Genomic DNA, 18,183 nt, shown 5'->3' with positions numbered 1-18,183 from the left:
ACCTAAAAAAACAACATGAAGAAACTGAATTTACTTGTACTGATAATGGGGCTGTGTGCTCTGTGTACCGCGTGTTACAACGATACCGGTTCGCGGCAGAAAGTACTGAAAATATACAACTGGGCCGACTACATCGGCGAAGGAGTGCTGGAGGATTTCCAGGAGTATTATAAAGAGCAGACCGGAGAAGATATCAGTATTGTGTATCAGACGTTCGATATCAACGAAATCATGCTGACCAAGATTGAAAAAGGGCATGAGGATTTTGATGTGGTGTGTCCGTCGGAATACATCATCGAACGAATGTTGCGCAAGAATCTGTTGTTGCCTATTGATACGGTATTTGCTCATTCGCCCAATTACATGAAAGGAGTAGCTCCGTATATCAAGGAACAGATTGATAAGTTGAGTACCCGTCCGGATGATCCAGCCAGCCGTTATGCAGTGTGTTACATGTGGGGTACTGCAGGTATTCTCTATAATAAGAAATATGTAAAACCGGAGGAACTGAAATCGTGGGACTGTCTGTGGAATAAACATTTTGCCGGTAAGCTGCTGATGAAGGATGCCTACCGTGATGCTTACGGTACAGCTATGCTGTATGCACACCGCAAAGAACTGAAAGAAGGACTGAAAACTGTTCCGGAACTGATGAACGATTATTCACCTGCGGCCATGGATACAGTGGAAAAGTATCTTAAATTACTGAAACCGAATGTGGCTGGATGGGAAGCTGACTTTGGTAAAGAGATGATGACCAAAGAAAAGGCTTGGATAAACGTGACATGGAGCGGGGATGCTCAGTGGGCCATGGAGGAAGCGGCTACAGTAGGTGTGGATTTGGATTATACTATTCCGGAGGAAGGCAGTAATGTGTGGTACGACGGATGGGTGATTCCTAAATATGCCCGCAATACGAAAGCGGCAAGTTACTTCATCAATTTTTTATGTCGTCCGGACATTGCCTTGCGTAATATGGAGGAAAACGGGTATGTGAGTTCGATTGCTGCTCCCGAAATCATGGAAGCCTGCATTGACTCTACACTGGAAGAAGTTGATGCCAGTTATTTCTTCGGTGCTGAAGCGCAAAAGGTACGCCTGCGCAATACACAGTATCCGGACCGTTCGGTAATAGCCCGCTGTTCAATGATTCGCGATTTTGGTGACAAGACGGTGAATGTACTGGAAATATGGTCGCGTGTGAAAGGGGATAATCTGAGCGGAGGCATTGTGATTCTGATTCTGGCTGTAGTCGTAGGATTATGCGGATGGCAAATCCGTCGCCGCTGGATTAGCTATAAGCGTAAAAATCTGCAACGCCGTAAACGCAGAAGACGGATGAAGGCGTGAGGCTTTCTGGATGTAAGTTTATGATTCTATTTGCTGAATTAAAACGACGCTGTCGGCTGTACAATCATCTACGTCGGCTCTACAGCCAACAGCGATAACTGTACGGCCAATGATGTCGATTTAAGCTTTTGGCATTTGTTGTTACCTTTCTATTATATTATTTCCTGTTTCCAGGAACGAAGACTTCTGCTGTTGTTGTTTGTCCGGATTTAGGATAAAGTACAATTAATGCACCATATTTGAGGTATTACGAATTTTCCGGGTTCAAGGGAGCTGGATTTGAAAAGAAATTGAAGCCGTCTCAAGATAAATAGTTTCTTGAGACGGCTTCAATTCTGTGATATGAAAACAGAGATAGCTCTATTTTACAGTCGCTTTTACGTTTTTCTTTCCGGCGGGGTTGTTTTGGTCTTTTTCGTAGAGCGGAGAATATTTTCCAGCCGGCATATCAGAAAGAACAAAAGCATTGCATTTGCGTCCGGCTATAACCTTGTCTGTGGCTGCTGTATTAATTGCTGTAGCCACCAGGTCGACGAGGAGACCTAGTCCACCAGCTCCGCTACTTATGCTGGTATCGACCGTAATGTCTCCTTCTCTATTGTATAAGGTTTCTCCGGTTTTAGTTGAACGGAGGATGTATTCGATTTTTACCTTAAGCATTCCTCCTATATTTACTCTTTCCCAGTTTTTTATAACTGTGAACATAACAGCGTCGGCTCCTAATACATTTCTGAATGCTGTAAGATCTTTTTCCAGAAACAGTTCTGCATCGTATGCGCTTTCCTGCTGAAACATCTCCATTGTCAGATAGGGAGAGTACACATAGTATCCTTTTTCACTCAGAGGCATGTACAGGGTAGTATAGAAGAAATCTTTCGCTTCTGCATGCGTAGTCTGGTTGATAGGTGGCATGATAGCTATGGTAAGCGGTTTTTCTTCGTACATTTTGGGATATTGCTGACTGAGTGTAGTGGGGGTAGTACATGACGTGAATAGAGCAGCCATCGTTGCCAGCAAATAGATGGGGAGCATCCGTCGGAGTAATAATTGACGAAGGATATGTTGAATTGTTTTTTTCATTTTTCCAATTGTTTGATGATTCTAGAAATATATACCTCCGATTCTGGATAAAGTTTTATCTCTTCTTTCAGAAAGCGGATTCCCTCTTCTTTTTTTCCTGTTTTATATAGCATATATCCGTATTCTGCATACATACCTGGAGGTACTGTAGCCCGGATGCCGTTTTGTTTTTGAATCATATTCTGATACTCTTCCAATACTTTGACCTTCAGCTCTTCGGTATGCTTTTTATTGTATTGATAAGTTATATCTTCATAGTCATGCCAGGAATATAGGTTTTGAGTAGTCGTACAAGACGAGATGAGAAAAAGGATAGAGGCAATAGCTACTGAAGAAGACAATAAAGTGTTAATTTTCATAATCACAGTTGTTTTATGGTAAGATAATCTGTTTTACTTCTTGAGTGGAAATGAAAATTTTCTTATTGTATAGGGTTTTGCCTTCATAAGAGACTTTAATGTGGCGTGCTCCTGTTTTTACTCCATATTGAGTTCCTTTTCGTTTTGATTTCTTTTCTTTGACGACTTGTACCGAGAACGGTTTCTGATTGTCTAAACTGACAGTCACTTTTTTTCCTGCATAGGTATTAGGGCTGACAAACAAAAGATAAGCAATATCTTCTTTACCACTCTGTTGGGCTACCGGAGCTTTACATCCTGCAAGAAAAGCAGGGAAAATGGCTGCAAAAGCTATGATTTTTAAAAACTTCTTCATAGATGTTTATATTGGGTTTAGAAATGGGGATATTGTTTATTTTGATTCTTCAATAATATAGTTTCCTATATTGTTGGCATTGATTTCTGTGGTGCCACTCACTTCTACAAAAGAGTACTCGGTTTCCGGAGTATCTCCTCCGGTGGAAATAACCTTCACTTCTCCTATTTTCTTTCCGGGAAGTGTAATGATAATACCGGTTTGAGGATTTTTTACTTTCTTCCCTTTAGTTTTGATAGCGAATGTCATTCCTTCTTTAATACCTTGGCTGTGTCCTCCAGCTATCAGTATGGCATCCGGTTCGTAAGCCAGGAAGTAGGTCTTCCACGGTGCATTAGTACATTTATTAATAATGTTTTCTACCAATTGTCCGATAGCTTCTGAGATGGCTTTATCGCTCAGTGTAGCATCGAAAGATGCTTGTCCACCCAGTCCCATGGTCGTTTTGGTTGTAAGTTCCGCTGCCCCTTTGGCTTCATCGGAGTAGATGATTAATCCTGTAGAAACATCTACTAGACGAATTGCTACTGCAGCTTCTACGGTCTGAGTTTTTTCCGAAGAGAATACTTTATTTTTACCGGTATTTTTCCGGCCGTATTCAGTGATTGAACCGATAATCATATAGTCTGCTCCTAAAGTCGCAATCGCATTGTCACTTTTGTTGCTTTCTTCCAGAAGTGTTTCCAAATCACTTCTTTCCAACAGTAGAAATTTTCCCGAAGCGGCTAGTTTAGATGACAGGATATCGAGAGCCTGCTTTCCCATAGGATCATTTTCTCTGTCGTAGAAAATTCCTTTGGCGTATTGTGTTTCGTTGGAGAAGCGCCCGATGGCTACTTTTCTTTTCAGTGTCATGCCTTCTTCCTGTTCTTGTGAGAGGGGCTCTACAATTTCTGTAGTCCTTTGTGCCATAATGCTACAAGAATAGGCTAATAAACAGATAGTTAGAATGCTTTTAAGTGTTGTCATAGGGGAAATTTTTTATTAAAAACTTATATTCTTCATGTATGAATATTTCGAATTTATTAATTTTTTGGGAATTTGGAGCTTCTTCCTGCATTTTTTTATAAAAAGTAGATTATGCTGACAAAAAGAATGATAGTAAGAGATATAAATTTAATTAATGTAAAATATGAGAATACTTGGATGGAAATGTGTATTTCACGAAATGGAGATAAGATTTACTTGAAGGTATAGGAACAAAAACTGCTATTGTGCAGAATACACAATAGCAGTTTATAGGGATTAAAATTGAATTTTTAGATTGACAATTCGCGCAATACATTAACCAGTTCGCGGTCGATAGGCTTGTCGTTCTTGATAGCCTTGGTAAACGGAACATATACGATTTGGTCGTTTTCAATACCGATCATTACGTTACGCTGTCCTTCCATCAAAGCTTCAATACTTGCTACACCCATACGGCTGGCAATGATACGGTCGTGTGCAGTAGGACGTCCGCCGCGCTGCAAGTGTCCGAGAATGGTTACACGTACATCGTATTGTGGATATTCGTTCTTTACACGTTCTGCGTAATGCATAGCACCACCCGTAATTTCACTTTCGGCTACCAATACGATAGAACTGCTCTTTGACTTGCGGAAACCGTTCTTGATGAATTCTTCCAACTGGTCGACTTCTGTATTGAATTCCGGAATAATGGCTGCTTCTGCCCCGGCAGCGATGGCACCGTTCAGAGCCAGGAAGCCGGCATCACGTCCCATTACTTCTACGAAGAACAGACGCTCGTGAGAAGTAGCTGTATCACGAATCTTGTCGACTGCATCAAGAATTGTATTCAAAGCGGTATCGTAACCGATGGTAGTATCTGTTCCATACAAGTCGTTGTCGATAGTACCCGGAAGTCCGATACACGGTACATCGAATTCCTGTGCCAAAAGGCGCGCTCCGGTGAGTGATCCGTCACCACCGATTACTACCAGCGCATCGATTCCTTCACGCTGCATGGTTTCGTAAGCGACTTTTCGTCCTTCGGGAGTTTTGAATTCCTGACAACGTGCTGTTTTCAGGATGGTACCTCCCAACTGTATAATGTTACTTACATTTTGTGTTTGAAACTCTTGAATTTCTCCTGTAATCAAACCTTTGTAACCTCGATAAATACCTTTTACCTTTAATCCGTTGTAGATTGCAGAACGTGTCACGGCACGTATCGCTGCATTCATACCGGGAGCATCACCTCCCGATGTAAGGATACCAATACATTTAATTGTTCCCATAAGTTAACTATAAGTTTAATTCTATGACGCAAATTTACTAAAAATATAAAAGAATAAAACAAAAAAGAATATTTTGTTTTACTCTTTCATTATCACGTTTTTGCACGCTTCCATCAGCCATTTGGGAGTAGATGTGGCACCACAGATGCCGATGGATTGTGCGTCTTTTAATAAGTCTTTGTTTATCTCTTCCGGCTGGTCGATCTGGTAACTGTTAGGATTGACTTTTTTGCATTCCTGAAAAAGAATCTTTCCATTTGAACTTTTATGCCCGCAGACAAAGAATACCAGGTCGTGTGCAGACGCGAACTTCTGGATATTAGGCATGCGGTTGGCTACCTGACGGCAGATTGTATCGTAATATTCGAATGTGGCAGACGGGGAGATATGCTCCTTGATATAGGCTACAATCTGGCGGAATTCATCCAGCGATTTTGTGGTTTGCGAATAAAGACGGATGTCTTTGGAGAAGTCGAGCGATTTGACTTCATCCAGTTTCTCGATGACAATGGCTTTTCCACAAGTCTGCCCTACCAGTCCCAAGACTTCGGCATGTCCGTTTTTACCATAGATAACAATTTGTTTTTCCCGGTCGGAAGGGGTCGCATCGTATTCCTGCTTAATTCGTTTTTGCAGGCGCAGTACTACGGGGCACGTTGCATCGATTATTTCAATGTGGTTTTCGCGTGCTATCTCGTAAGTGCGTGGAGGTTCTCCATGGGCGCGGAGCAACACTTTGGCATTTTTCAGAAGAGCAAACTCTTCGTGGTTGATGGTAATGAGTCCCATTTGTTTCAGACGTTCACATTCCTGACCGTTGTGCACGATGTCGCCCAAACAATAGAGTTTTTCTCCCTTTGCCAATTCTTCTTCCGCTTTTTGGATTGCAGCTGTTACTCCAAAGCAGAACCCGGAACCCTGATCGATCTCTACTTTACGCATGAGTGGCTTTTAGAAATTGAGTTTTTAACCATTCTTTCTGTTCCTGAATTGTCAGGTGGCTGTTGTCGAGAAGAATTGCATCTTCAGCCTGGCGGAGCGGACTGATTTCACGAGTCTGATCGATACGGTCGCGTTCCTTTACATTATATAATATATCATCGAAAGAGGCTTCCTGACCTTTGGCTTTCAATTCATCGTACCGGCGTTGGGCACGGATTTCAGGAGAAGCCGTCACGAATATTTTCAGTTCGGCCTGTGGAAATACAGCTGTACCGATATCGCGTCCGTCCATAACAATACCCTTTTCTTTTCCCATTTCCTGCTGCAGACGGACCAGTGCTTCGCGTACAAATCCTAAAGCTGCAACCGGACTGACATGAGAAGAAACTTCCATTGTGCGGATACGGTCTTCTACATTCATTCCATTTAAATATGTCATGGGGCGTTGGGTTTCCGGATTTAGCCGGAAAGAGATATGTATATCGTTCATCCGGGCTTTCAGTTCTTCTTCTTTCACTTGTCCTTTTTCATCGAATAACTGATGTTCGATGCAGTAGAGTGTTACGGCACGGTACATGGCTCCACTGTCTATATAAATATAGCCAATCTCTTTGGCCAGATCTTTAGCCATGGTGCTTTTTCCGCAAGAGGAAAAGCCGTCGATTGCGATAATGATTTTCTTCATACCTTATAAATAATATGTTTGAATTCAGGCTCCAAAGATACTCTTTTTTACGATAGAAAAGCTTGTTTTTCTGTATCAGCGATGGTTAAAATACGCTAAGGAATAGGATAATGCAAAGAGAATGAAATACAAGAAATGCCACTTTTTATGCTTCTGGACATAAGATGAAATAAAATAGCATTTTTTTACCTTCCAGATGTGGCAGATTAAAAGATTTATGCTACATTTGCCGAACAGAGAATTATTAACCTATAAAATTGTTTTATGGAAATTAAAAAATCGCCCAAAGCAGACTTGGAAGGTAAAAAGACCACATGGCTGCTGATTGGATTCGTGCTGATATTGGCAGTGATGTTCGTGGCGTTCGAATGGACAGAACGTGACAAACAGGTAACTACCGATAGTGGTGTCGAAATGCCGATCTTCGAAGAAGAAATGATTCCTATTACAGAACAGGAAGAACCGAAACAGGCACCTCCTCCCCCCGAAGCTCCGAAGGTGGAAGAAGTGTTGCAGATTGCAGAAAATGACGCGGATGTACAGGAAACAACCATCCAGTCAAGTGAAGAAAACAATCAGGCAGTTGAAATTAAGTATGTAGCTCCTGTTGTTGAAGAAGAAGAACCGGAAGAAGCTGAAATCTTCATGGTCGTAGAAGAAATGCCTGAATTCCCTGGTGGTATGGCAGAATGTTTGAAATTCTTGGGTAAGAACATCAAATATCCGACTATCGCACAGGAAAACGGTGTACAGGGACGTGTAATCGTTCAGTTCGTCGTAAATCAGGACGGTTCTATCGTTGACCCGGTTGTTGTTCGTAGTGTTGACCCTTACTTGGATAAAGAAGCACTTCGTGTCATCAAAACCATGCCGAAGTGGAAACCAGGTAAACAGCGTGGTAAAGCAGTACGTGTAAAATATACCGTGCCTGTAACATTTAAATTGCAGTAATCTATTTGGTTAGATAACTCTTTAAAAGGCTGCTTTTGCAAAGAGCAGCCTTTTTTGTACCAACTCTCTAAATCTTTCTTTTATGAACCAGCAAAGCAGTGAACACTTGATGAAGCAGATTCATGCTTATATTGAATCGCTTCCTTATTCCCGTAATCCGAAAGGACTTTACGATCCGATAGAATATGTCTTGTCATTGGGCGGAAAACGTTTACGTCCCGTATTGATGTTGCTTGCCTATAATTTATATAAGGAGGATGTAGAACGAATTTTTCCGCAGGCAGCCGCTATAGAAACTTATCATAACTTTACGCTCTTGCATGATGATTTGATGGATAATGCAGAAATGCGCCGGGGAAAACCGGTTGTGCATAAAAAATGGAATCCGAATGCGGCTATCCTTTCCGGTGATGCCATGCTGATTCTTTCCTATCAGTTCATGATGCAGGATTGTCCGGCTCAGTATGTGAAAAGTGTAATGGAAGTTTTCGGACAAACAGCTCTGGAGGTGTGTGAAGGGCAACAATGGGATATGGAGTTTGAAACACGGACGGATGTGACGGTCGAAGAATACATTGAAATGATTCGTCTGAAAACTTCAGTGTTGTTGGCCGGTGCATTGAAGATAGGAGCTATATTGGGTGGAGCTTCGGAAGATGATGCTCAGTTGCTTTATGATTTCGGTGTCCGTATGGGACTGGCTTTTCAGTTGCAGGATGATTATTTGGATGTGTATGGAGATCCGGCTGTATTCGGTAAGAAAATAGGAGGAGATATTCTGTGTAACAAGAAAACTTATATGCTGATTACAGCTCTTGAGAAAGCCGATGCACAAACCCGAAGAGAATTGCTTGATTGGATTGCGGCATCAAATTATGTGCCTTCTTCTAAGATTGAAGCTGTAACGGCTATATATAATAAGGTGGGTATCGGAGAAATTTGCCAGCAGAAAATCGATCAGTATTACGAAGAGGCAAAAGCTCTTTTGGAAAAAGTATCGGTAGAAGATGCCTTGAAGCAGAATCTGATGGATTTTGTATTGAAATTGATGAACCGTAAATTGTAAGACTATGGTAAACCTGATTGATACACATACTCATCTCTTCGCTGAAGAATTTGATGAAGATCGTGAATTGGCACTGATTCGTGCAACAGAGGCTGGTGTACTCCGCTTGTTTATGCCTAATATCGATGACACTTCGGTAGAAGCTATGCTGGCGCTTTGCAATACTCACGACGGTTGCTATCCGATGATTGGTTTTCATCCTACTTCTGTAGATGCCGACTGGAAACGCAGACTGGCTGTCGTTGAACAATGGTTGCGCTCGGAGCAGACATTTTATGGTATTGGAGAAGTGGGAATGGACCTGTATTGGGATAAAACTTACCGGAACGAACAGATGCTGGTACTCGATGAGCAGATACAATGGGCTTTGGAATATGATTTGCCGTTGATCGTACACTGTAGAGAAGCCTATCCGGAATTGTTGGAAGTCTTGAAACCTTATGCCGGAACTTCACTCACCGGTATTTTCCATAGTTTTACTGGTACGACAGAAGATGCAGCGCAGTTACTGGCTTACGAAGGATTCATGTTGGGAGTAAACGGTGTGGTGACTTTTAAGAAAAGTACATTGCCCGAAGTCTTGAAGGAAATTCCTCTTGAGCGTATTGTACTGGAAACGGATTCTCCTTATCTGGCACCGGTGCCTTATAGAGGTAAAAGAAACGAGAGTGCCTATCTGGTAAAGGTGGCAGAGAAGTTGTCTGAAATCTATGAGAGACCTTTGTCCGAAATCGGACTTACGACTTCCGAAAATGCACTCAAAGTCTTCAAAAAAGCCGAAGGAAGTTTTTAAAGTTTATTAATTTTAGGTGAATCTGTGAACTTTTGTCTTCCGATTGTTATGTAAGACGAAAAAAAAGAATACATTTGTGGCTGAAATCGCTTGCCGTTCGCATTTTTATTTGTAATTTGCGTTCGTTTTTAAGGGAAACCCCTTGGCGAGGCCATAAAGGAGAGGTGCTCGAGTGGTTGAAGAGGCACGCCTGGAAAGCGTGTATACGCCAAAAGCGTATCACGGGTTCGAATCCCGTTCTCTCCGCAAACAGATTTTAGTGAACAATAAAAACAATTTATAACTATTAATTAATTAATCTTAAAAATTAGACACACAATGAAAAAGTTATTTGCAATTCTTGCAGTGATGGGAGTCCTCTCATTTGGAATGACTCAGACAGCTATGGCTCAGGATTCTACAGCTACAGCAGCTCCGGCACAGACAGAACAGGTTGCAGCAGCGGACGAAGCAGCAGCTCCTGCAGTTGTTGAAGAAGGTGGTATGCACAAAGAGTTAAAAACTAAATTTATTGAAGGTGATGCAAGCTTCATGTCATTGGTAGCTATTGCATTGGTTCTTGGTTTGGCTTTCTGTATTGAACGTATCATTTACTTGAGCTTGGCTGAAGTTGACGTAAAGAAATTGATGGCTAAAATTGAAGCTGCTTTGGAAAAAGGTGATGTAGAAGGTGCTAAAACTGTATGCCGTAACACTCGCGGTCCTGTTGCTTCTATCTGCTATCAGGGTCTGATGAGAATCGACGAAGGTTTGGACGTAGTAGAACGTTCAGTAGTTTCTTACGGTGGTGTTCAGGCAGGTTACCTTGAAAAAGGATGTTCTTGGATCACATTGTTTATCGCGATGGCTCCGTCTTTGGGATTCTTGGGTACTGTAATCGGTATGGTTATGGCGTTCGATAAAATCCAGCAGGCAGGTGATATCTCTCCGACAGTCGTTGCAGGTGGTATGAAAGTTGCGTTGATCACTACTATCTTCGGTTTGGTTGTAGCATTGATTCTTCAGGTATTCTATAACTACATCCTTTCTAAGATTGAAGCTATTACAAGCCAGATGGAAGATTCTTCTATCACATTGCTTGACATGATCATGAAGTACAACTTGAAATACAAAAAATAATATAAACAATGGCTAAATTATCATACAAAGTATCTTACTATGTATTCTATGTCTGTGTTGCCTTGATTTTGGTAGTATTGGGCATGTTCTACTTTGTAGGATACAATAATCCGGTTGGCGAATACAATGAGCCACAGAATACCGAAGCTCTGATGTACTTAATGTACGCTATGTTTGGAGTTTCTGTTATCATTACGCTCTTGGGTGCTTTGGCACAGTTTGCAGGAGCTTTGAAAGATAATCCGAAAAGTGCAATTAAATCTTTATTAGGTCTTATTTTGCTGATTGTGTTGTTGGTTGTTACTTACAATATGGGTTCTGCTGAAACTGTAGTGTTGGGTGACGGTACACAATACAGTGATGTTACAATGTTGAAGGTTTCTGACATGCTGATCTACTCTACTTATGTATTGTTCGGTATTGCAGCAGTTGGAACACTCTTGAACCTTTCAGGTCTATTTAAGAAATAATCAGAACATTGAAGTTTAATATTTAAAACGGAGTAAATAGAATGGCAAGAAAGAAAAGAGCAGTGCCTGGAATTAACTCAAGTTCTACGGCCGATATTGCTTTCATGTTGCTTATTTTCTTCCTGATTACAACATCAATGGATACTGACCGAGGTCTGGCAAGACGTTTACCGCCTCCCCCAGAAAACAAGGAACAGGAGAACAATGATATCATTGTAAAGGAACGAAACGTTCTCCAGGTAAAACTGAACAAGGACGACCAGTTGATGGTTGCTGGAGAATGGGGTGATATTAAGCAATTAAGAGAAAAAGCAAAAGAATTCATTGCCAATCCGAACGACGATCCGAATTTGCCTGAAAAGCATATGAAGAACTTGCCGTTGTTTGGTAACGTAATGATTACTGAAAAGCATGTAATTTCTGTACAGAATGACGTGGGTACAAGCTATGATGCTTACCTGCAGGTTCAGAACGAATTGGTTGCCGCTTATAACGAGTTGCGTAACGAATTGGCTCAGTCTCAGTTTGGAAAACCTTTGGCTGAATGTTCAGAAGCTGAAAAGGATGCTATCACTCAGTACTATCCACAGAAGATTTCTGAAGCAGAACCTAAAAAATATGGAGGAAAATAATCATGGGAAAATTTAATAAGACAGGTAAGCGTGGCATGCCGGAGTTGAATACTTCTTCTTTGCCTGACCTTATCTTTACCATGTTGTTCTTCTTCATGATCGTAACAACAATGCGTGAAGTTACATTGAAGGTTCAGTTTAAAGTGCCTCAGGCTACAGAATTGGAAAAGCTTGAAAAGAAATCTTTGGTGTCTTTCATTTACATTGGTAAACCGATGCCTGAGTTCCAGAAGAAAATGGGTACTACAGACCGTATCCAGTTGAACGATAAGTTCGCTGAAACTTCAGAAGTTCAGGATTACATTTATCAGGAACGTGAAAACATGAAAGAAGAGGATAAACCGTTTATGACTGTTTCCCTGAAAGTAGATGCTAAAACTAAGATGGGTATCGTAACAGAAGTAAAACAGGCTCTTCGTCAGGCTTATGCTTTGAAAATCAACTATTCAGCTACTCAGCGTCAGTAATAGTGTAAGATAAAGTGAATTAGAGAGAATCTGCTGAAAAGTGGATTCTCTCTTTTTTTGTTGTGTACTGATTTATTGCTATATAGAATGAAGCAATTGTATCGTTCTAAGTATTCAATATAAAAGCATCCCCAACAGCCTGTCAAGGTCATTGGGGATGCTTTTGTGTTATCGGAAAATCGGCATTCTGATTGATTCAGAATGTTCTTCGCGCTTTTAGGGAAAAGAGGAATTGAATTACTTTACCCCATATACTTCGCGGTAGATGGTATCGCGTATACTTTCAAACTGATTGTCGATGCTGTCTGTTCCGGCGTACATCAGATAGAGTGGAACTTCTTCCCCTCCTTTACGGTATGAGGGTTGCATATAGTCTTTTTCGCAAAGAGAGAATCCGCAGCGTTTGTAAAATCCGATACGGCGGATAGCCATTTCATCGGTAGGACGTTCCACTTCGAGGATAAAAGTATCCGGATAAAGCTCACGAAGCCGTTGCATAATCTGCTTGCCGTAGCCTTTGTTACGTAGATTAGGAGAGGTCGCAAGATGTTCTCCATAGTGAAAGCCGTCCAAATCCCATACAGTCATTAACCCGACCAGGATTCTCTTGCCTTCTTCTTCGTCTGTAATCAGGTAGCAGGTAAACTTCGGATTATGATCGGTATAATCTCGCTGCAAGTCATCGTCTCTGCGTTCTGCAAGTGGGAATGATTCGTGCAACAGTTGTTCGATGAACGGATACTCTTTCTCGTGTGTCTGAATTTTAGTAAGTGTCAGCATGATAATGTCATTAAGTGATAAGGTTATGCTTAATACGTATAAAAATGAATCATCTTTTCAAGTGCCCGTTCACATACCGGACAGAAGCGCGGTGCTTCATTGATTTTCATGCGGCATTCTGTAGTTGGACGGTAGATACCTTTTAAGGTATATCCTCCACCTTCGTACACACCTACTTTACTATACAGAAGCTTTCTGTCTTTTTCCGGTGTGGTAGGGATAGGAGTTCCTTCTGGTACCATATCCTTCCATTTGCTTTCAAAGTTCACCAACGTGGTGATATTAGGTTCCCACGGCTCTATGTCGTACGGATACATCGGACTTGGTTCAGATGTATAGGCATATTCGTCGCCCAGTCCTCCAAAGCTGTGACCGAACTCGTGTACAACTACCGGTCTGAACATCGGGTGATGAGCAGTTGTCAGCAGGTACGAGTTATAAATACCTCCTCCTCCATACGTGTCGGTATTGGCCAGAATCACTACATGTTCGTAAGGAATCCCAGCCAGCCAGTTGTGCATGGCTTTTACGCTACGGCTGGTGAGATACCGGTCGGAGTAGAATGTATCGAAATGAGAGCTGACTGCTGTAGCTTTCCATTCGTTCTTACGGGGAATACTTACCCCACTGTCTTCCGATTCGCTGGCTACGGCTACCACATTAAAACGGTCTTTCAGTCGTGCAAAAGGTTCGTGAGCGAAAATCGCATCACAGGCAGCCTGTGCATCGCGGTAGAAGAGTTCCATTTCTTCTGCAGTATATCCTTCGGCCAGAATGGCAATGTCGATGCAATCTTTGGCCTCTCCATTTTTCAGCAGGTAACGGTGTGGAGTGACATGCGTACTTCCGCGCTGGTGAATGAGGATATCGTTAGGATTTACCTCATGGGTGAACGATGCAGAAGTGCGATGACGTACATCTTTCAGCTCAATGGTGACAATGGCAGCCTGTTTAGGATAAGGCAGTAGAAACGTATTTTCGAATCCGCGTTTTACACTCTGTGCCTCCTTTTCGCTGATCCATTCCTGAAACAGGCTGGAGAATGAGGTACGGTAAATAACTTCTCCGGTAGCCTTGTCTTTCATGGTAATGTTTCCGTTGCCTTCCAAAGGCAGTTCGCTCAGATGCTGACGTCGTCCGGCCCAGTGAGGAAGGGCACACAGTTCATCTAAATAAACTTCTTGTTTTTGTGCATCTCCTGTAAAAAGATAATCGACACGCAATGTGCGGTCTGTAAAATAAGTATCGAAATCCTGTGCCTGTCCTGGCAGGAGCAGGCTGCTTAAAATAAGCGAGAAAAGTGTTTTCTTCATGAATTACGGTTTTATATTTCTTTTACAAAGATAGAATTATCTGCCAAAAGAGAGGATAATTTGTTACAAAACTTCTGTCCCTTGTAAAAGATATGAAAGAAAACTCTTATCTTTGTATGAATTTAAAAATGAGTAAATGGGACATCATCAGTTAGATCGTTTAGACGAACAAATTTTGCGGCTGATAGCCGATAACGCACGTATTCCTTTTCTGGAAGTTGCACGTGCCTGCAATGTATCGGGAGCTGCAATCCATCAGCGTATTCAGAAGCTGACTAATTTAGGAATCCTGAAGGGTTCTGAATTTGTGATAGATCCTGAAAAAATAGGGTATGAAACATGTGCCTATATCGGACTGTATCTGAAAGATCCTGAGCAGTTTGATACCGTAACGGAAGCTTTGAAGCATATTCCGGAGGTGGTGGAATGTCATTTTACGACTGGGCAGTACGACATGTTTATCAAGATTTACGCAAAAAACAACCATCACTTGCTTGAAATTATTCATGACAAGTTACAGCCGTTAGGGCTTTCACGTTCGGAAACTATCATTTCTTTCCGTGAAGCCATCAAACGTCAGATGCCGATTATAGATTTGGCTGATGAGGATTAACGGTTACCAATCCGTTCGTAATCGATAAAGGTATAGGAGTAGAGATGCTTTTCGTCTTCCGGATGGCATTCTCTACTTTTTTCTTTCCAGAGAGTTGGGTCGATAGCAGGAAAGAATGCGTCGGCCGGTTTTTCACTGTCGTTTATTTCTGTCAGATAGAGTGTGTCGGCCAGAGGAAGTGCCTCGGCATACAGACTCGCACCACCAATAATGAATACTTCTTCTTCCTTTGTACAGTGTTTCAGCGCTTCTTCCAGCGATGAAAAATGCTCTGCTCCTTCGAATACAGCAGACTGGTTCCGGCTTAATACGATGTTGCGGCGGTTGGGCAGAGCACCTTTGGGAAGTGATTCAAAGGTTTTACGTCCCATAATGATAGTATGTCCGGTAGTCAGTGCCTTGAAGCGTTTCAAGTCGTTTGGCAACCAGTATAATAACTTATTTTCGAATCCGATACCACGGTTTTTGTTGACTGCTACAATAATGGAAAGCATGTATTTTAAGTTTTTTAGTTTTTAAGTTTTTGAGTTTGTTGATGTCTTAGGTTGACAAAATGTTTTGAGTTTTTAAGTTTATGAGTTAGAAAGGAGATGGATTGAGTATTTTGGAGTGAACCAACTTAAAAACTCACCAACTTAAAAACTCAAAATAATCATACAGATACTTTTCCGGCAATATGCGGATGAGGGTTGTATCCTTCCAAAGTGAAGTCTTCGTATTTGAAACTGAAAATATCCTTTACATCCGGATTCAGTATCATGCGTGGCAATGGGCGAGGTTCGCGGGTAAGCTGCAAGTCGACCTGTTCCAGATGATTCAGATATATATGAGCATCGCCTAGCGTATGGATAAAGTCTCCTGCTTTCAGTCCGGTAACCTGTGCCATCATCTGCAGCAGCAAGGCATACGAAGCGATATTGAACGGAACTCCCAGGAAAGAGTCGGCACTACGCTGATACATTTGCAGGCTCAGGCGTCCGTTGGCTACATAAAACTGGAAAAACATGTGGCAAGGCGGAAGATTCATGTTTTTCAGGTCGGCTACGTTCCATGCGTTTACAATGATGCGTCGTGAGTCCGGATTATGCTTGATGGTTTCCACTGCTTCCGAAATCTGATCGATGAAACCTCCGTCGTAAGTCGGCCACGAGCGCCACTGATAGCCGTAGATATGTCCCAAATCACCGTTTTCATCTGCCCACTCGTTCCAGATTCGTACTCCGTTTTCCTGCAGATACTTCACATTGGTGTCCCCCTGGAGGAACCAAAGCAGTTCATGGATAATGGATTTGAGGTGAAGCTTCTTGGTAGTGACCAGCGGAAAGCCGTCTTCCAGATTAAATCTCATCTGATAACCAAAGGTACTGATTGTTCCGGTACCTGTACGGTCTTCTTTTTTCACACCTTCCGTACGGATGTGTCTGAGCAGATCTAAATATTGTTTCATTTCGGGATATATACTTTTTATTATAGTGAACAAAGGTAGCTAAAATTCATCAGTTGTTGGCGGTCATTGTGAAATATCTTATTTTTGCAGACAATAAATGTAGTTGTTTGTATGAATCTACCATCCGATTTTATTCGCCGTACCTCCCAACTGATGGGAGAAGAACAGTTCACCTTGTTTTGCGAAGCCTTGCAGCGGGAAACTCCTGTCAGTATCCGTATGAACGAGCGGAAATTTTCACAGATACCTCAAGACGCTCGTCCGGTAGCCTGGAGTTCGGCCGGATATTATCTTTCTGTCCGTCCTACCTTTACTTTCGACCCTCTCTTTCATGCCGGATGCTATTACGTGCAGGAGGCCTCGTCTATGTTTGTAGAGCAGGCTTTGCGGCAGTATGTACATGCTCCTTCGGTGATGCTCGATCTTTGTGCAGCCCCCGGTGGTAAATCTACACTGGCCCGTAGCGTATTGCCCGAAGGAAGTTTGCTGGTAGCTAACGAGGTGATGCGAAACCGTTCACAAGTATTGGCAGAGAATTTGATAAAATGGGGACATCCCGGAGTGGTGGTGACAAACAACGATCCGGCCGATTTTGCAGAACTGGAGCAGGTATTCGATGTGATTCTGACTGATGTGCCTTGCTCGGGAGAAGGTATGTTCCGCAAAGACCAGGTGGCTGTAGACGAATGGAGTGTAGACAATGTTACGCTTTGCTGGCAACGTCAGCAGCGTATTCTGCGTGATATCTGGGGATGCTTGAAACCCGGTGGAATTTTGATTTACAGTACCTGTACTTTCAATAGGGAAGAAAACGAAGACAATGTACAGTGGATTGCTGAAGAGTTGGGTGCGGAAATTCTGCCGGTTGAGGTGAAAGAAGACTGGGGCATTACCGGAAATCTTATTGGAGCTGATTTCCCGGTATATCGTTTCCTGCCGCATAAAACCGTAGGTGAGGGACTTTTCCTTGCTGTCTTGCGCAAGCACGGAGAAGCTTCTTCGGAAGAAAATCTTTCTCAGAAACCGAAAAAGAACAAAAAAGGCGATAAGAGGCAGAAAGAAGTTGTATGCCCGAAAGAAGTGAAAGACTGGATAAACGATTCGGACGAATACGAATGGCTGGTAGAAGATAGTCTGGTAAGAGCTTTCCCGAAGACCTATACAGAACTGTACGGACGTTTGAAAAATGCGTTGAAGATTCTGCATGCCGGTGTGGCAATCTGCAGTTTGAAAGGAAAGGATTTTCTTCCCGAACATTCGCTGGCTATGAGTACCGTACGGAAAGAAGGAATCTTCCCCGAAGCGGTGCTGAGTTATGAACAGGCAGTGGCTTATTTGCGCAAGGAAGCCGTGACTCTTTCGCCTGAAGTTCCACGAGGCTATGTGCTTCTGACTTACCGCGGAATTCCTTTGGGATTTGCCAAGAATATAGGCAACCGTGCCAACAATCTCTATCCGCAGGAATGGCGTATACGAAGCGGATATTTGCCGGAGAATCTTGTTTTCCCTTTGTAATTACTA

21 protein-coding genes and 1 tRNA gene are annotated in these 18,183 nt (G+C 42.3%); 11 read left to right on the top strand and 11 right to left on the bottom strand.

Going from position 1 to position 18,183, the window contains the following annotated elements:
- Nucleotides 1–15: 15 nt before the first annotated feature.
- Entirely contained in the window at nucleotides 16–1,350 is a 1,335-nt protein-coding gene (locus tag O6P32_RS10170; protein ID WP_269878363.1) for an ABC transporter substrate-binding protein, read from the top strand.
- Nucleotides 1,351–1,710: 360 nt separating this feature from the next.
- On the opposite strand, the gene O6P32_RS10165 is transcribed toward O6P32_RS10170, so the two are convergent.
- The 7 genes from O6P32_RS10165 to cmk all read right to left on the bottom strand — a co-directional run bounded on the left by O6P32_RS10165 (nucleotide 1,711) and on the right by cmk (nucleotide 7,011).
- Nucleotides 1,711–2,430, bottom strand: coding sequence for a GNA1162 family protein (locus tag O6P32_RS10165; RefSeq protein ID WP_269878362.1), 720 nt, complete (start codon nucleotides 2,428–2,430; stop codon nucleotides 1,711–1,713).
- Complete coding sequence (locus tag O6P32_RS10160) at nucleotides 2,427–2,789, bottom strand: DUF4810 domain-containing protein (RefSeq protein ID WP_269878361.1); 363 nt, start codon at nucleotides 2,787–2,789, stop codon at nucleotides 2,427–2,429. The genes O6P32_RS10165 and O6P32_RS10160 overlap by 4 nt, the downstream gene beginning before the upstream one ends.
- Before the next feature lie 13 nt (nucleotides 2,790–2,802).
- Nucleotides 2,803–3,144 (bottom strand): hypothetical protein, encoded by a 342-nt coding sequence (locus tag O6P32_RS10155; protein ID WP_269878360.1) that lies wholly within the window; start codon nucleotides 3,142–3,144, stop codon nucleotides 2,803–2,805.
- Nucleotides 3,145–3,180: 36 nt separating this feature from the next.
- Entirely contained in the window at nucleotides 3,181–4,113 is a 933-nt protein-coding gene (locus tag O6P32_RS10150) for a CsgG/HfaB family protein (RefSeq protein ID WP_269878359.1), read from the bottom strand.
- A 290-nt stretch (nucleotides 4,114–4,403) separates the two neighbouring features.
- The gene (pfkA, locus tag O6P32_RS10145; protein ID WP_178266012.1) at nucleotides 4,404–5,384 is read right to left on the bottom strand and encodes a 6-phosphofructokinase; all 981 of its coding nucleotides are present in this window, start codon (nucleotides 5,382–5,384) and stop codon (nucleotides 4,404–4,406) included.
- A 78-nt stretch (nucleotides 5,385–5,462) separates the two neighbouring features.
- Nucleotides 5,463–6,326 (bottom strand): 4-hydroxy-3-methylbut-2-enyl diphosphate reductase, encoded by an 864-nt coding sequence (locus O6P32_RS10140; RefSeq protein WP_178266011.1) that lies wholly within the window; start codon nucleotides 6,324–6,326, stop codon nucleotides 5,463–5,465.
- Nucleotides 6,319–7,011, bottom strand: coding sequence for a (d)CMP kinase (cmk, locus tag O6P32_RS10135; RefSeq protein ID WP_178266010.1), 693 nt, complete (start codon nucleotides 7,009–7,011; stop codon nucleotides 6,319–6,321). The genes O6P32_RS10140 and cmk overlap by 8 nt, the downstream gene beginning before the upstream one ends.
- Before the next feature lie 264 nt (nucleotides 7,012–7,275).
- Between cmk and O6P32_RS10130 the strand changes: the two genes are divergently transcribed.
- From O6P32_RS10130 to O6P32_RS10095, 8 genes are all read left to right on the top strand, one after another.
- Nucleotides 7,276–7,962, top strand: a complete 687-nt coding sequence (locus O6P32_RS10130) for an energy transducer TonB (protein WP_269878356.1) — start codon at nucleotides 7,276–7,278, stop codon at nucleotides 7,960–7,962.
- An 82-nt stretch (nucleotides 7,963–8,044) separates the two neighbouring features.
- On the top strand, nucleotides 8,045–9,028 hold the full coding sequence (locus O6P32_RS10125) for a polyprenyl synthetase family protein (protein ID WP_269878354.1): 984 nt from the start codon (nucleotides 8,045–8,047) through the stop codon (nucleotides 9,026–9,028).
- Nucleotides 9,029–9,032: 4 nt separating this feature from the next.
- Entirely contained in the window at nucleotides 9,033–9,821 is a 789-nt protein-coding gene (locus tag O6P32_RS10120) for a TatD family hydrolase (RefSeq protein WP_269878353.1), read from the top strand.
- Between the two features lie 158 nt (nucleotides 9,822–9,979).
- Nucleotides 9,980–10,067: transfer RNA gene (locus O6P32_RS10115), tRNA-Ser, on the top strand.
- A gap of 72 nt (nucleotides 10,068–10,139) precedes the next feature.
- Complete coding sequence (locus O6P32_RS10110) at nucleotides 10,140–10,940, top strand: MotA/TolQ/ExbB proton channel family protein (RefSeq protein ID WP_178266006.1); 801 nt, start codon at nucleotides 10,140–10,142, stop codon at nucleotides 10,938–10,940.
- 8 nt (nucleotides 10,941–10,948) lie between these two features.
- Complete coding sequence (locus tag O6P32_RS10105; protein ID WP_178266005.1) at nucleotides 10,949–11,410, top strand: hypothetical protein; 462 nt, start codon at nucleotides 10,949–10,951, stop codon at nucleotides 11,408–11,410.
- Between the two features lie 41 nt (nucleotides 11,411–11,451).
- A complete protein-coding gene (locus O6P32_RS10100) occupies nucleotides 11,452–12,042 on the top strand; it encodes an ExbD/TolR family protein (protein ID WP_178266004.1) in 591 nt (196 codons plus the stop codon).
- Nucleotides 12,043–12,044: 2 nt separating this feature from the next.
- Nucleotides 12,045–12,509, top strand: a complete 465-nt coding sequence (locus tag O6P32_RS10095; RefSeq protein WP_178266003.1) for an ExbD/TolR family protein — start codon at nucleotides 12,045–12,047, stop codon at nucleotides 12,507–12,509.
- A gap of 237 nt (nucleotides 12,510–12,746) precedes the next feature.
- Here the strand turns inward: O6P32_RS10095 and O6P32_RS10090 are convergent, their stop codons facing one another.
- Complete coding sequence (locus O6P32_RS10090; RefSeq protein ID WP_269878350.1) at nucleotides 12,747–13,289, bottom strand: GNAT family N-acetyltransferase; 543 nt, start codon at nucleotides 13,287–13,289, stop codon at nucleotides 12,747–12,749.
- 29 nt (nucleotides 13,290–13,318) lie between these two features.
- Complete coding sequence (locus O6P32_RS10085) at nucleotides 13,319–14,602, bottom strand: M64 family metallopeptidase (protein ID WP_178266001.1); 1,284 nt, start codon at nucleotides 14,600–14,602, stop codon at nucleotides 13,319–13,321.
- Nucleotides 14,603–14,738: 136 nt separating this feature from the next.
- Between O6P32_RS10085 and O6P32_RS10080 the strand changes: the two genes are divergently transcribed.
- Entirely contained in the window at nucleotides 14,739–15,215 is a 477-nt protein-coding gene (locus O6P32_RS10080) for an Lrp/AsnC family transcriptional regulator (RefSeq protein WP_178266000.1), read from the top strand.
- Here O6P32_RS10080 and O6P32_RS10075 read toward each other — a convergent pair.
- Nucleotides 15,212–15,709, bottom strand: a complete 498-nt coding sequence (locus O6P32_RS10075) for a dihydrofolate reductase (protein ID WP_269878349.1) — start codon at nucleotides 15,707–15,709, stop codon at nucleotides 15,212–15,214. The genes O6P32_RS10080 and O6P32_RS10075 overlap by 4 nt on opposite strands.
- Nucleotides 15,710–15,867: 158 nt before the next feature.
- Nucleotides 15,868–16,662 (bottom strand): thymidylate synthase, encoded by a 795-nt coding sequence (locus O6P32_RS10070; protein ID WP_269878348.1) that lies wholly within the window; start codon nucleotides 16,660–16,662, stop codon nucleotides 15,868–15,870.
- 111 nt (nucleotides 16,663–16,773) lie between these two features.
- Between O6P32_RS10070 and O6P32_RS10065 the strand changes: the two genes are divergently transcribed.
- Nucleotides 16,774–18,177 carry a methyltransferase RsmF C-terminal domain-like protein gene (locus O6P32_RS10065; RefSeq protein WP_178265997.1) on the top strand — a complete coding sequence of 468 codons (1,404 nt, stop codon included), beginning with the start codon at nucleotides 16,774–16,776 and terminating at the stop codon, nucleotides 18,175–18,177.
- The last annotated feature ends 6 nt before the right edge of the window (nucleotides 18,178–18,183 follow it).

Source organism: Phocaeicola acetigenes (assembly GCF_027529745.1).
GTDB lineage: Bacteria > Bacteroidota > Bacteroidia > Bacteroidales > Bacteroidaceae > Phocaeicola > Phocaeicola acetigenes.
This window is presented reverse-complemented; position numbering and strand designations above follow the sequence as displayed.

What these genes read in the sequence shown, in the direction of transcription:
- O6P32_RS10170 (WP_269878363.1), top strand. Translation starts at nt 16, where the DNA reads ATGAAGAAACTGAATTTACTTGTACTGATAATGGGGCTGTGTGCTCTG.
- O6P32_RS10165 (WP_269878362.1), bottom strand. Translation starts at nt 2,430, where the DNA reads ATGAAAAAAACAATTCAACATATCCTTCGTCAATTATTACTCCGACGG.
- O6P32_RS10160 (WP_269878361.1), bottom strand. Translation starts at nt 2,789, where the DNA reads ATGAAAATTAACACTTTATTGTCTTCTTCAGTAGCTATTGCCTCTATC.
- O6P32_RS10155 (WP_269878360.1), bottom strand. Translation starts at nt 3,144, where the DNA reads ATGAAGAAGTTTTTAAAAATCATAGCTTTTGCAGCCATTTTCCCTGCT.
- O6P32_RS10150 (WP_269878359.1), bottom strand. Translation starts at nt 4,113, where the DNA reads ATGACAACACTTAAAAGCATTCTAACTATCTGTTTATTAGCCTATTCT.
- pfkA (WP_178266012.1), bottom strand. Translation starts at nt 5,384, where the DNA reads ATGGGAACAATTAAATGTATTGGTATCCTTACATCGGGAGGTGATGCT.
- O6P32_RS10140 (WP_178266011.1), bottom strand. Translation starts at nt 6,326, where the DNA reads ATGCGTAAAGTAGAGATCGATCAGGGTTCCGGGTTCTGCTTTGGAGTA.
- cmk (WP_178266010.1), bottom strand. Translation starts at nt 7,011, where the DNA reads ATGAAGAAAATCATTATCGCAATCGACGGCTTTTCCTCTTGCGGAAAA.
- O6P32_RS10130 (WP_269878356.1), top strand. Translation starts at nt 7,276, where the DNA reads ATGGAAATTAAAAAATCGCCCAAAGCAGACTTGGAAGGTAAAAAGACC.
- O6P32_RS10125 (WP_269878354.1), top strand. Translation starts at nt 8,045, where the DNA reads ATGAACCAGCAAAGCAGTGAACACTTGATGAAGCAGATTCATGCTTAT.
- O6P32_RS10120 (WP_269878353.1), top strand. Translation starts at nt 9,033, where the DNA reads ATGGTAAACCTGATTGATACACATACTCATCTCTTCGCTGAAGAATTT.
- O6P32_RS10110 (WP_178266006.1), top strand. Translation starts at nt 10,140, where the DNA reads ATGAAAAAGTTATTTGCAATTCTTGCAGTGATGGGAGTCCTCTCATTT.
- O6P32_RS10105 (WP_178266005.1), top strand. Translation starts at nt 10,949, where the DNA reads ATGGCTAAATTATCATACAAAGTATCTTACTATGTATTCTATGTCTGT.
- O6P32_RS10100 (WP_178266004.1), top strand. Translation starts at nt 11,452, where the DNA reads ATGGCAAGAAAGAAAAGAGCAGTGCCTGGAATTAACTCAAGTTCTACG.
- O6P32_RS10095 (WP_178266003.1), top strand. Translation starts at nt 12,045, where the DNA reads ATGGGAAAATTTAATAAGACAGGTAAGCGTGGCATGCCGGAGTTGAAT.
- O6P32_RS10090 (WP_269878350.1), bottom strand. Translation starts at nt 13,289, where the DNA reads ATGCTGACACTTACTAAAATTCAGACACACGAGAAAGAGTATCCGTTC.
- O6P32_RS10085 (WP_178266001.1), bottom strand. Translation starts at nt 14,602, where the DNA reads ATGAAGAAAACACTTTTCTCGCTTATTTTAAGCAGCCTGCTCCTGCCA.
- O6P32_RS10080 (WP_178266000.1), top strand. Translation starts at nt 14,739, where the DNA reads ATGGGACATCATCAGTTAGATCGTTTAGACGAACAAATTTTGCGGCTG.
- O6P32_RS10075 (WP_269878349.1), bottom strand. Translation starts at nt 15,709, where the DNA reads ATGCTTTCCATTATTGTAGCAGTCAACAAAAACCGTGGTATCGGATTC.
- O6P32_RS10070 (WP_269878348.1), bottom strand. Translation starts at nt 16,662, where the DNA reads ATGAAACAATATTTAGATCTGCTCAGACACATCCGTACGGAAGGTGTG.
- O6P32_RS10065 (WP_178265997.1), top strand. Translation starts at nt 16,774, where the DNA reads ATGAATCTACCATCCGATTTTATTCGCCGTACCTCCCAACTGATGGGA.